Annotated in this window: 11 protein-coding genes; 3 read left to right on the top strand and 8 right to left on the bottom strand. The window is 42.0% G+C overall.

The genetic code is table 11. From position 1 onward, the window contains the following. Nucleotides 1–275 precede the first annotated feature (275 nt). Together Q8W26_RS14255 and Q8W26_RS14250 are read right to left on the bottom strand one after the other, a co-directional pair. Complete coding sequence (locus tag Q8W26_RS14255; RefSeq protein WP_101215590.1) at nucleotides 276–1121, bottom strand: Tim44 domain-containing protein; 846 nt, start codon at nucleotides 1119–1121, stop codon at nucleotides 276–278. 229 nt (nucleotides 1122–1350) lie between these two features. After that, entirely contained in the window at nucleotides 1351–1935 is a 585-nt protein-coding gene (locus Q8W26_RS14250) for a hypothetical protein (RefSeq protein WP_101215589.1), read from the bottom strand. Nucleotides 1936–2136: 201 nt separating this feature from the next. Here Q8W26_RS14250 and Q8W26_RS14245 point away from each other — a divergent pair, with 201 nt between their 5' ends. After that, nucleotides 2137–2379 (top strand): YdcH family protein, encoded by a 243-nt coding sequence (locus Q8W26_RS14245; RefSeq protein ID WP_101215588.1) that lies wholly within the window; start codon nucleotides 2137–2139, stop codon nucleotides 2377–2379. Nucleotides 2380–2405: 26 nt separating this feature from the next. Here Q8W26_RS14245 and Q8W26_RS14240 read toward each other — a convergent pair whose 3' ends face one another. Continuing rightward, a complete protein-coding gene (locus tag Q8W26_RS14240) occupies nucleotides 2406–3161 on the bottom strand; it encodes a tRNA-uridine aminocarboxypropyltransferase (RefSeq protein ID WP_101215587.1) in 756 nt (251 codons plus the stop codon). A gap of 197 nt (nucleotides 3162–3358) precedes the next feature. Between Q8W26_RS14240 and Q8W26_RS14235 the strand changes: the two genes are divergently transcribed. Next, entirely contained in the window at nucleotides 3359–3502 is a 144-nt protein-coding gene (locus Q8W26_RS14235; protein ID WP_305473670.1) for a hypothetical protein, read from the top strand. Nucleotides 3503–4028: 526 nt separating this feature from the next. On the opposite strand, the gene rlmF is transcribed toward Q8W26_RS14235, so the two are convergent. Together rlmF and Q8W26_RS14225 are read right to left on the bottom strand one after the other, a co-directional pair. Continuing rightward, complete coding sequence (rlmF, locus tag Q8W26_RS14230; RefSeq protein WP_101215586.1) at nucleotides 4029–4985, bottom strand: 23S rRNA (adenine(1618)-N(6))-methyltransferase RlmF; 957 nt, start codon at nucleotides 4983–4985, stop codon at nucleotides 4029–4031. Beyond that, entirely contained in the window at nucleotides 4985–5485 is a 501-nt protein-coding gene (locus tag Q8W26_RS14225) for a DUF2947 domain-containing protein (RefSeq protein ID WP_101215585.1), read from the bottom strand. Before Q8W26_RS14225 ends, rlmF begins: the two co-directional genes overlap by 1 nt. Before the next feature lie 158 nt (nucleotides 5486–5643). Between Q8W26_RS14225 and Q8W26_RS14220 the strand changes: the two genes are divergently transcribed. After that, nucleotides 5644–7374 (top strand): DUF4153 domain-containing protein, encoded by a 1731-nt coding sequence (locus Q8W26_RS14220; RefSeq protein ID WP_101215584.1) that lies wholly within the window; start codon nucleotides 5644–5646, stop codon nucleotides 7372–7374. Nucleotides 7375–7453: 79 nt separating this feature from the next. On the opposite strand, the gene Q8W26_RS14215 is transcribed toward Q8W26_RS14220, so the two are convergent. From Q8W26_RS14215 to Q8W26_RS14205, 3 genes are all read right to left on the bottom strand, one after another. Continuing rightward, on the bottom strand, nucleotides 7454–8713 hold the full coding sequence (locus Q8W26_RS14215) for an ectonucleotide pyrophosphatase/phosphodiesterase (RefSeq protein WP_101215583.1): 1260 nt from the start codon (nucleotides 8711–8713) through the stop codon (nucleotides 7454–7456). 280 nt (nucleotides 8714–8993) lie between these two features. Then, entirely contained in the window at nucleotides 8994–11843 is a 2850-nt protein-coding gene (locus tag Q8W26_RS14210) for a response regulator (RefSeq protein ID WP_305473668.1), read from the bottom strand. A 38-nt stretch (nucleotides 11844–11881) separates the two neighbouring features. Then, complete coding sequence (locus Q8W26_RS14205) at nucleotides 11882–12100, bottom strand: hypothetical protein (protein WP_101215581.1); 219 nt, start codon at nucleotides 12098–12100, stop codon at nucleotides 11882–11884. Nucleotides 12101–12109 lie beyond the last annotated feature (9 nt).

Raw genomic sequence — 12109 nt, 5'->3', positions numbered from 1 at the left:
TCCGGCTAACAGCATGCCGGAACGACGGGTTGGGGCTGTCACTTAGCGTCATCCTGAAAGTGTTTAATTCAGGATCTCTGTTTTGCAGTTAAGCGCGAGATTCCGGCTAACAGCATGCCGGAACGACGGGTTGGGGCTGTCACTTAGCGTCATCCTGAAAGTGTTTAATTCAGGATCTTGCTGTTAATTAAAATAAGCAGTTAGAAAAGAGTATAAAAAAGCGAGAATAGTCTCTACAACTATTCTCGCTTTAAACGGTTAAAGGGTGTTAGAAATTACTGCTCAATACCAACGATTAACCATGGTGCATCAGCGTGGCTAAGTTGACGCTCTAAATGCCATACCTCAGCGATATCTTCTTCGATACCTTCAACTGTGTCACGGTAGCGACCTGAGAATTTGACACTAACTTCAGCTACTTGTGCGTTGTTATCAGCACGTACTAACTCCGCATCTAAGAACATCACTTCGGTTTGAGGTGTCGTTTCTAGTTCGCGTCGCTCTTTACTAAGCTCGTTGTATAACTCGTTAGAAACATACTCTTGAATCTTTTCTAAGTCATTGTCATTCCACGCTTGTTGTAGTGTCTTATAGTGACCGCGCGAACCTTCAAGGAATGAACTAAGATCAAAACCTGTTGGTAGGTTAAATGGAACTTGATCGGCTGAGTTAGCAAAACCACCACCTAAACCCGAGCCTTGTGGGTTTTGTGGTTGCTGCTGTTCTCTAAACTGTGCTTGGTTAGCGGCATATGCGGGCTTTTGTGCACTCGCTTTCGCTTGGCTCATACTGCGGAATAGTTTAAATAAGACAAAACCAATGATTGCCATGATTAGGAAGTCCATGAACTGGAAGCCTTCAAAAGCTCCTCCCATCATAGCTGCGATTAAACCACCGGCCAGTAAACCACCTAATAAGCCGCCCATTAGGCCTTTCTTACTTGATGTCTTACCCGCAGTTGCAGTGTTAGCTTTAGCTGCGTCGGTCTGTTTAGGTTGCTCAGCCGCTGTTTTTTGAGTTTTACCAATTGAACGCTTACCGCCAAATTTACGTGCTTCTGCGTCAGGAATCGTGGTGAATAATGCGAAAATCACCGCGAGCATTGTTACAAATGTTTTCATGTCTTGCCCAAGTCGAGTTCAAATAAAGACAACATATTAGCAATGAGACATTTTATGTCAACTGGCGATTGGGTGAAGCCCGAGATTCCAGATAAAAGTGTACCGGAACGACGGGTTGGCGATTGTCACAGATAATCCCTAAGAGTGTTCTATTCAGGACCTCTCAGCCAGTCATCCTGAAAATATTCTATTCAAGAGATTTCTTTGATTGTGGGGCATGAGACGCTGGTTAAAATGATACTGACATTTGCACACCACTATAGATAAACTCCGCAGCACTCCAATGATCACCGTCTATTTGTCGCAAACGGACATGACCTGTTAGTTCAAGATGGCCGAGGTTAATGCCAGCGCCAACGCCGATGTAAGCATCAAGGGAGTTTGAGTGGTCGTGGTCTCTATCGTCGTATTCGTTGTGGTAGTGGTTAAAGTTAGTGTTATTAAAATAGTCATCATTGTCATAGACTAAATCGTGATCATCATATTTATGTTGATTAAAGATGAGCTCCCCCAAATCGATACCAATTTCGCCATAAACGGAAATATCAGAGAAATAGCCGAATTTTAATCCAAGCTCCCAAGCGACATATTCTTCAATGTAATTATCCTCAGTGAGCACTTCAGCATTACCAAGTGAAGTATTTACAGCAAAACCCATGTGAGAATAGTCATCTTTGAAAATGATACCACTGCCCACACTTGAGATTGTGCTTTCGCCATTGGTGTCATGAGTCACAAAGAATGATGACAGGGTGTCAGACGCATAAGTGTTTAGACTGGCTGTGAGTAAAACAAGTGCAGCAAAATATTTCATGGCAAAGCCTTTAGCTAAAATCTAGATGCTTAAGATAGTATGGCACCAAAGCTGAACCTCAGTTGAAAATAGTCTAATTCTTTTAGAAAAAAAATTTTTTTAACAACAAATTATTTCCTGATTTGGATCAACTTTTTTTAATCGTTTAGGCGTAATCTGGAGACAGTTAATTAAGAGTTAGATTTAAAAAGGAATAGAAAAATGAGCGTTGAAAATCATCATTTACATAACGAATTTCCAGAGTTTCACCAACAGATTCATGATCTAAAAATGAGTGACCGTCACTTTATTAAATTGTTTGACGAGTATCATGATGTTGACCGTAATGTTCGTAGAATTGAAGATGCAGCAGAAGCCGCTTCTGATGAGCGCCTAGAAGCCTTAAAGCTTCGTCGACTGCACCTTAAAGATGAACTATTCGTGATGCTTAAAAAAGCATCATAATGAGAGGTTCGATTTGAAAAGAGCGACTAATTAGTCGCTTTTTTATTGCCCTTTTCGTAGCTAATCGTTTGAGCTAATCGCTGTAATTTCTCTAATGCATCCTCATTGCCTTGGTGACGTTGTGATGCACCCTGCTGGGAATAGTAGCTAAATACGTCAAACCATAAATCCAATAACTGGGCGTTGTCACTTTCGCCAAAACTATAAAGTACTTGCGCCGCGACCTCTGCTGTTGCTAATTGTCCCTCGGTAATTGCTTTTCGCAGACGGTAGCGCTCACTCTGCTGCTCTAAATTGATTGATAATAAAGGAAAGCCGTTAAGATATGGGCTTTTACGATACATCTTCTTCGCTTCTCGCCAAGTACCATCGAGTAAAATAAATAATGGACGCTTACCGTTCTCCAATGGAGGCACATGATTGACGATGGTTTGGCCTTCGTGGGCGTATACTTGTGGAAAGACAACAAAGGGCTGATATTGGGGATCATTGATCAATGCCAGCAGTTTCGGGTCGACTTCAGTGCGTTGCCAGATAAAAGCGTGGGTATCGTCGACTAAATCTGCGATGAGCCTACCTGTATTACTGGGTTTGAGTACTTCATCATCCCACATCAATAGTAGAAAAGCGGCGTCACTGTGGCACTGAGGCTTATGTAGACAAATACAGTATTTTATTGAGATACGGCAGTTTTCACAGCGCTCAACTTTGTAGCCTCGGCCTTTAAATGGCCGAGTGGCGATACTTTCACGATATTGATGAAGGCGCTGAACTGCGTGCATAGAAAACCTAAAATAAGAAAAAATTATTAAACTATAACTTTTAGTTATAGTCAGTGCTAGGATAAGATGCAATTTACTAGCGCGAGCTCACCTTTTCAATAATTACTGTACAAAAGGTTACAATTGATAACGATCTATTGGCTTTTTCAGTGTTATGGTGAGATACAAGTTAATCGAACATAGATTGAGGTGTTAATATGAAACAGCTAATCGCTTTGATAGCAGTTATCCTAATTGTCGGTACAACATCATACTTTACTGAAAAAGAACAAAATAAAGTAAACAAGGTAAAGTCTTGTCAGACGGAACCACAGCAGAAACGCTGTGATAAACCAGCGTAATAGCTGAATCTAATGTCACTCGTCATACCCCAACCCCGTCGTTCCGGCAGGTTTTTAGCCGGAACCTCGCTTTACTGAAAACAAAGATCCTGAATTAAACACTTTCATGATGACTGGTTGAGGGGTCCTGAGTAAACACTTTCAGGATGACCGGCTGAGAGGTCTGAGTAAAAGTAGTCAGTGTGAAGACTGTGACAATCCCAACCTCGTCGTTCCGGCAGGTTTTTAGCCGGAATCTCGCTTTACTGAAAACAAAGATCCTGAATTAAACATTTTCAGGATGACTGGTTGAGGGGTCCTGAGTAAACACTTTCAGGATGACCGGCTGTGAGGTCTGAGTAAACATAGTCAGTGTGAAGGCTGTGACAACCCCAACCTCGTTGTTCCGGCAGGTTTTTAGCCGGAATCTCGCTTTACTGAAAACAAAGATCCTGAGTAAACACTTTCAGGATGACCGGCTGAGAGGTCCTGAGTAAACATTTTCAGGGTGGAAGCTGTGAGTTATTAGGTAGCGGTAAGCGTTATATTAGTCACTAAACCTTTCTTCACACCATGTTTGTTGTTGGGCCTTATTCAAAAATGTCCATGCAATAAAGCGGCTAGTCTTCTGGCCTTGCGCCATGCTCACTACTTTGACGTCACTCGCATGTGCTTTTTTGAGGCTTTGTTTCAACGGCCTTAAATTATCTTTCTTTGAGACTAACGCAGTAAACCATAAGACTTGATGGCCATAACTCTTGCTTTCTTTAATCATATTACGAATAAAGGTGAGCTCGCCACCAGGACACCACAGTTCGGCCTTTTGACCACCAAAGTTCAGCTTGTCTTGATGCTGTTTATTGGTTCCTAGATTGTGTCGCTTACGTTGTGAGCCAACCGCTGCATCTGCTAATGACTTGTGAAATGGCGGGTTGCACAAGGTAAAATCGAAGTATTCACTGGCGTTAATGATCCCTTCGAAAATGGCGTTTGCGTTTGGTTGTAACCGTGTACTAACAGTCGAATCTAGGCCTTGGTTACTCTCAATAATCAATTGGCTTGATTTAATCGATATAGGGTCGATATCTGAAGCCACAAAGTGCCAACCATATTCACGCTGTCCTAAAACTGGGTAAATACAACTTGCGCCAGTACCAATATCAAGCCCTGTGATTTTTTTTCCTGCAGGGACTTTGTCATTATTAGTTTGGCGTAATAAATCGGCTAAGTAATGAATATAGTCCACTCGCCCAGGAATAGGTGGGCATAAGAAGCCCTGGGGAATATCCCAGTGCTCTAGTTTATATTGCAGCTTTAAAATGGCGGCATTTAGCGCTTTTACTGCATTAGCATTGGCAAAGTCAATTGATGCGTTGCCAAACCTGTTTGGCGCAACAAACTGGGCAAGGGCTGGTGAGGTTTTACATAGCGCATCAAAGTCATAGCCATTTTTATGGCGATTTCTTGGATGTAATTTGTTTTTTAATGCCGCTTTAGTTGTCATTATTGCACAGATGTCTTGGCTGGATTCACAACTTTTGTACCGACGCGGAAGGTACCATTTGACATAAACTGTACTGCCTGATCACGTTTTTTTCCCACCAATAAAGGCCCATCGTCCATAAATAAGAAATTTTTCCAACAGCGCTTAAAAACTTCCCATGTGGTTTCAATGACATGCTGTCGGTCATTACAAAAATAGACCACCGTATTATTTGGCCATGTTAAGTGTTCTAAAATTAACTCGGGTAAATCACTCTCGTCACTGTCCCAAGTGGGTTCCCATTTTCCTTGTTCAAACCATGTGTTTGGATTGAATGGCCAGTCACCTTTCTTGAAAAAATCAGGGTGGTCCACTTGTTTACTGATAAAGGTATTCCAAAATACAGTCGCACGCTGGGCTTCCATTGGTTTAATTTTGGCTTTGTCTTCTTCGCTAATAGGTAAGCTGTGTTGACGGAAAATCCAAGCTTTCTTGTGTTGATCTAATGGCGTGTAACTCATGGCTGTTTCTTTATCGGGGAATCATAAGCAGATTATAACAATATGGTTGACCAATTGCGCCTGACCATAGATATATTTCTTAATTTATCTTGGTGTTCATCGTTAAGTCAGCTAGGGTTGTTTATGATGATAAAAATTATATAACTCTAAGGAAAGTAATGCCTTATCGATTAAGTGTGCACGTTTTGTTAGGTATGTTACAAGGTATATTGCTGGCGTTAAATATTGCATGGTGGGATTCATGGCAAGCCCACCAAACGTTATTGCTAGGTATCGATATGGGATTAATGTCGATGTTACTTTTTCTTCAATTGTGCCCAGAGGTGTTGCAAAGCAATGTGTCGACGGTTAGTCGTCGATACAGTTGGTTGCCGCTTTTCGTATTAAGCATGTTTCTAGGCTTCACCTCGTATTATGTCGCCTTACAAGATGTTGATGAGTTATATCCATTATGGGTAGTGAGTGCGCTAGTTTTAAGTTATATCACTTTACCTTTTATTCAGCTTAGCGCTGCAGGTTTTACGCAGCCAAACTCTTGGTGTAATGATGCCTATCATCAGCTGTTCGTTCATAGCTGGAGTAATGTGTTAATTGTTGGCTTTGCCTTGTTTTTTACTAGCTTATATTGGCTCGTTATTGTGTTGTGGGTGACACTGTTTTCGGTGATTGGTATTGCAGTGTTTGAGGATATCTTTTATCACGAATGGTTTGCTTGGCCAACGCTTGGAGCTGCTTTTGGTGTGGGTCTATATATGGCGATGAGCTATCAAAATATCATCACCTCATTAAAAAGTTTGCTGTTATCTATCTGTAAAATGCTCCTACCGCTAGTGGCATTTTTAACCGTCATCTTTGTGGCCAACTTGCCTTTTTCTGGCTTAGACGGGGTGTGGTCAACAGGGTTCGCGACCCCGCTAATTTTAGTACTGATTGCATTAAATATTTTCTTATTCAATGGTGCTTGTTACCCAAAAGAAGCGCTAGACAGTCAGTGTTTACATTTTCCTTACCCGAGCGCCGTCCGTTGGTTGGTGTTGGCCAGCATCGCCTCATTGAGTATCTTAATTGTGATTGCTGCTTATTCGGTCTCTTTGCGTGTTGGGCAATATGGCTGGACACCACCGCGGGTGTATTTAAGTTTTGCGGTGATGGGCATTGGTGCATACGTCTTGAGCTACTTAACGCTGCTAATAAAGCCACAAGCAAGCTTTTGTTGGTTAAAGCGGGCTAATGTGATGAGTACAGGCCTCGTCATTATAATGTTATCGGTTGGTCATTCACCGTGGCTTAATCCGCTTACGGTGAGTGTGAATAGTCAGTTAGCGCGTTTACATCAACAGCAAGTCACTGCTCTGGAATTTGATTATGGTGCGTTAAAATTTGGCATGGGACAAGTTGGGCAGGAAGCACTCGAACAATTAGCGAATGACACAACACACTCTGAATTTGAGGTAATTAACAGCCGATTGACCCTATTAGCATTGAGTGAGAGTGCGTGGCAATGGCAGGATGCCTTGCATGACTTGAACAAAGCTGAGGCTAAATTTGTGTGGCCCCTGCAACCATTAATTTCAGCAGAGCGCCTTGCTAGCTTAATTGAGGTGGCGAGTTGTCTTGAGAAAGCCTGTGCTTTATTTCCGATTGACTTAAACTCTGATGGAGAAAGTGAGGTGTTATTCTTTGATAACAACAATTGGGGCAACATTGAAATCCTTGATGAGGTTAATAATCGTTGGCAAGTGACGGGATATTTACCGAACAATGGGGGCAATGACGAACAGCGAGGCGTGTTATTAGAATCGTTAAGGCAAGGAGCGTTTGAATTGCAACCGGCACGCTATCAAGACGTAAGAGTTGGCGATAAGGTCTTTAGAGTGCAGAGTCATTAATACTTAATGCCAATGTTAATACTAAAGCAAACGCTTCAAATAAATTAAATATTTGAAGCGTTTGCTGGTTTTGAACGATTTATTTATCGATGAGTAATGGGGTTAATTGTTCCAGTTTACCGTCAATTGGTCCTGTAACTTGCAGTCCTAATATGTGTGCTAATAATGGCATGATATGGATGTTTTCCGTTGTTGGGTGTTGATAACCTTGCTTGAAAGCTGGACCCGACGCATAGAAAATCCCGTCCATATCTTTACTCGCGAATTGACTCCAACCGTGGTCTCCCTTAATTCGGTGTTCACTAAAGCCAATTGCCCAGCCTTGATTGGCCAAGCAGGTAATATCACCAATGCGTTGTGACTTGTGAGCATTAAATTTAACGGGGATCGTTTGATATTCAAAGCAACGGTAATGTTGTGCTTGTTGGTTTAATTGCGTTAAAGCTTGAGTGATATCAGCTTGACGCAGCGATGGCACTTTATTGTTGTGATAAAGGTGAACGATAGGCCCTTTGCCTTTACTAAAGAATTGCTGTTGCAAGCCTTTCGGGAGAGTTTCAAAATTTCCAGTGTTATGTTGTGCCATGCCATGATCAGACACAATGACTATGTTGACGGCAATATCAAGCTTTGTAAGTTCATGATGGAGTTGCTGTAAAGAGCTATCCACTTTACTAATGGCCGCAGCGACTTGTGGTGAGTTAGGGCCATAGTGATGACCAGCACTATCAACATCGTGAAAGTAGGTAGTGACAAAGTGTGGTCGGCGCGCTGCTGACAGCTTAAACCAATTTACAACCGTATCTAGTCTAGGTTGGTGTGGTGCATTGTGGTCATAGTTGACAAAGTACGTTGGCTTTTTTCCAAAAATTTTAGCTTCAGAGCCTGGCCAAAAGAAACTGGCGGTTCTCATTCCTTGCTCTTCGGCCATAACCCAAATAGGTTTTCGTAAATAGAAATCACCATTAGTTACAGCAGTAGGGTCGGAAATTGAATAATCTTTATTGAGATCGGGAGCATGAAAGCGATTGTTTAAGATACCGTGATGTTGTGGGTATGACCCGGTTACAATGGATAAATGATTAGGAAAGGTCTTAGTTGGAAACGAAGGCTGTAGTGACTTTAGGCTGGCACTGTTCTTAGCGAACTGGCTTAAAAAGGGTGGCTGGTACTTCTCAATGTAATCCCAGCGAAAGCCATCAATGGATACCAAGAGCACATACGGTGCTTGATGACTTTGTTCATTATTCTGAGATTGGTTGGTAGTGTTGTAAATATCAGGCTGGTGGCTGCAAGCGATTAAGACGCTAGTGAGCAGTAAGAGGGTGATATGTTTCACGTTAAGGCCTTGAAATAGTTGAAAGCGGCTAGATTATAACCCTTCTATTAACGCTGTACGAACGTTACAGCTTTATCCTATCAAAACGAGAGGTTGATCACGCTAATCGCTTTCGTTAATGTGAAGTAAAGACTCCGTTAAACGTTAAGTGACGGAAGGCTTAACGTGGCATCGTCAGGATGATAGTGGCAACCCAATATTGCAACTATTTGTTCTAACTGCGGTAACTGCTTATTCGAATCAACAGCCCGTGTTTGGGGCGGTGAGAGGATAAATTATTTTAAACCGATGTATTGGCCATTGCTTTTTTTTCCATTAAATCATGAACTAGTGCAATTAATGCTTTGGAATCGACGGGTTTGGTTAGGTGCATATTCATGCCAGCGTTTAAACTCTTCTCTTCGTCTTCTTTGGTGCTGTGCGCGGTCATGGCAATAATAGGCGTATCATTATTAAACTTTTGACGGATCATTTGGGTCGCTTCTAGCCCATCCATTTGCGGCATTTGCACATCCATTAACACAAGATCGTAGTGTTGTTTTTGCACGGCTTTAACGGCTTCTAAGCCGTTGTTGACACAATCGATAGTGACATTAAGATCTTCTAAAAACCCTTGAATGACCCGTTGATTAATCAGGTTATCTTCAGCTAGCAGTAAATTTAAATGCGCTGAATTAGAGTCATTATTTTCTATTGTTGGCTTTGGAAGCGTGGGAGCTGATGTGGCCTTTTCAAGTTTGGCTAAGCTCGCGATTAATTGTGTAGGCTTGACTGGTTTCTCTAAAATATCGGCAACGGGGGTCGTGCGACTTAAATCAGCAGCGTCACTCTTATCAAACGAAGAAATTAAGATAAAGTGCGGTAAATTGTCTGTGATCACTTGATTGATGATGCGAATCGATTCAAAGCCATCCAGACCGGGCATGCGCCAGTCCATCAATACGACATCAAAGGGAGCTTGTTCGGTGACCGCTTGTTTTAATATTTCTAAGGCTTCGAGCCCCCCCTGTGCTTGCTCAACCTCGAGGTTGAATTTGTTTAGCATATCACTCAATAGCGCTCGAGAGCTTTTGCTATCATCAACGATTAAGATTTTGAATGCTGGTAAACTAACGACTGCTGGGTTCATTAATGAAGAATTAACGTCACTGCCGCTAGAAAGAACGACATTAAAGCTAAAGCACGACCCTTTGCCGAGTTCACTGGTGACATGGATACTGCCAGACATCAACTCGACGATTTCTTTACAGATGACTAACCCTAATCCAGTGCCGCCATAGCGCCGAGTGATAGAGTTGTCAGATTGAGAGAACGCTTGAAATAGCTTATCGAGCTGCTCTTCGGCGATACCAATTCCGTGATCGGTTACGGCGAACGATAAGCGACTAACCGATCCCTGTTGTTCAAGCAGCGAAATGTGAAGCGCGATATCGCCTTGCTCAGTAAATTTAATCGCGTTATTCACTAGATTAATTAACACTTGCTCAAGGCGCAGCGCATCACCATTAAACGCATCGGGCACGTCACTATCAATGACGATATTGAGCTTAAGTTGTTTTTCTTGGGCACTGAAGTGACAGACATTTAGTAAGCGGTCTATCGAGTCGCTCAGTGAAAAATCGGCTTGTTCGAGTTCTAGTTTGTGCGCCTCAATTTTAGAAAAATCTAATAAATCGTTCAGTAAGGTTAATAACGATTGAGACGAGGCATGGACCATCGAAATGTTTTCACGCTGTTTGTCAGACAGCGCGTCTTTGAGACTCAGCTGACTTAGGCCGATAATCGCATTCATTGGCGTGCGTATCTCATGGCTCATTTTAGCAAGAAAGTTACTTTTAGCTTTATTTGCGGTTTCAGCCTCAAGAGCCAATTGCTGCATTTTTCTCTTCACTTTGTGCGCTTTAATGAGGTAGTAAACCATGAAAAGCACGAGCACAATGAACAGGCCTAATGCAATATCTCGAAGTTGAGATGTTCGTTGCTTTTGAGCTTGTTGAAACGCTTGTTGCTCTTGTTGCTGTTTGAGCAGTTTGATTTGTTGCTCTTGATGCTCTAAATCTAAGCGGGCACGTAAGAAGGTTGATTTACTCTGTTGGTTTTTCTGATTGATGTTATCACTAATGTTCTTAAATGCGATTTGATGTTGCAATGCAGCTTTATAATCACCTTGCTGTTCTAATAAGCTGGCGAACATTTGCTCAGCTTGGCGCTCTGCCGCTTGATCTTTGTGGAGTCTAGCGGTGGGCAGCAAAGCCTGTAAAATAGCAATGGCTTTAGTGTTATTGCCTATGGTTTGATGAACCTTAGCTCTGAGTAGTTCAGCTTTTAGTTGGGCAGCAAAGTAACTATTTTTGGTGGCCATGGCTGTGCTAGTGTTTAGTATGTCGATGGCCTGCTGAGTGTTGCCCGTTAACAGTTCTAATTCGGCTAATGAAATATAGGCTTCGCTGACCCAAGTGGATGACATACTGTTTAATATACGAATCGAGTTGATTAAGTGGGGTCTTGCCTCTTCGTATTGCCCTAGTTTTAAGAGCCCCTCTCCAATAGTATATTCGGCGGTGCCTTTATATTGGGGGCCACTTTTTACAAGCGGGTGTTCAATAAGCAAGCGTCCGTACTCTAAATATTTATTGAAGTCATGCTGATTGCGATAGTAAAGGCTGATGCCTTGTAATGTATGAAACTCTTTTTTTGAACCTAACTGTTTATGCAAGGCCAGCGCTTCTAAAAATAAAGGCAGGCTTTCTTCAGGGAGGTTGGTGAGTGAATATAACACTCCTTTTAGTCGTTTCGATTCTGCTTGGGCATAAACATTATTAGCTTCAAGGGCATACTTTTGGCTGAGAGAGAGGTACTTATACGCTTGCTCATATTCTCTGGATAATAAATGCGTATAAGCCGTTAAATTATTGAACGTTGCCAGCTGGGCAGGTGTGGATTTTTGCGCTAACAAGGCTTTTGTTGCTAAGATGAGCTTTTTGGACTGCTCCAAGTCTGAAAGAGCTAATTGTTCAATTTCAGCTAACTTATTGTCAATAGTTAGGTTTTTTTGAGTGACATTATCAGTTGCTGTTAAGGCAGAAGATAAAAGCACCGTCATGACAAACAGTACAATTTTAAAAGTCATGTGCATATTATTTACGCTACTTTTATCTTGAGGTGGGGTTACGGCTTAAAGAACATAATCATCGTGCCTTTAGTATCAATTGGCGATGAGTCGCAGCGTTTTTGTATCTCTGCTACATCTTGGTCGAGAATTAACTGAATGTCTGCCTCATCTAAGCCGAAGTCGCGAGCAGCTTGCTCAGGGTTCGCTTCGTGAGCAGCGAGTGCTTCAGGGTTTGAATTAAGTTCTAATACATATTCTACGAGTAAATCTGTCATTTGTTATAC

It is taken from the genome of Psychrobium sp. 1_MG-2023 (assembly GCF_030689115.1).
GTDB lineage: Bacteria > Pseudomonadota > Gammaproteobacteria > Enterobacterales > Psychrobiaceae > Psychrobium.
The sequence above is the reverse complement of the archived record's forward strand: the minus strand, read 5'-3'. Positions and strand labels throughout refer to the sequence as shown.

Coding starts and splice junctions, on each gene's coding strand:
- Q8W26_RS14255 (WP_101215590.1), bottom strand. CDS start 1,121: ATGAAAACATTTGTAACAATGCTCGCGGTGATTTTCGCATTATTCACC.
- Q8W26_RS14250 (WP_101215589.1), bottom strand. CDS start 1,935: ATGAAATATTTTGCTGCACTTGTTTTACTCACAGCCAGTCTAAACACT.
- Q8W26_RS14245 (WP_101215588.1), top strand. CDS start 2,137: ATGAGCGTTGAAAATCATCATTTACATAACGAATTTCCAGAGTTTCAC.
- Q8W26_RS14240 (WP_101215587.1), bottom strand. CDS start 3,161: ATGCACGCAGTTCAGCGCCTTCATCAATATCGTGAAAGTATCGCCACT.
- Q8W26_RS14235 (WP_305473670.1), top strand. CDS start 3,359: ATGAAACAGCTAATCGCTTTGATAGCAGTTATCCTAATTGTCGGTACA.
- rlmF (WP_101215586.1), bottom strand. CDS start 4,985: ATGACAACTAAAGCGGCATTAAAAAACAAATTACATCCAAGAAATCGC.
- Q8W26_RS14225 (WP_101215585.1), bottom strand. CDS start 5,485: ATGAGTTACACGCCATTAGATCAACACAAGAAAGCTTGGATTTTCCGT.
- Q8W26_RS14220 (WP_101215584.1), top strand. CDS start 5,644: ATGCCTTATCGATTAAGTGTGCACGTTTTGTTAGGTATGTTACAAGGT.
- Q8W26_RS14210 (WP_305473668.1), bottom strand. CDS start 11,843: ATGACTTTTAAAATTGTACTGTTTGTCATGACGGTGCTTTTATCTTCT.
- Q8W26_RS14205 (WP_101215581.1), bottom strand. CDS start 12,100: ATGACAGATTTACTCGTAGAATATGTATTAGAACTTAATTCAAACCCT.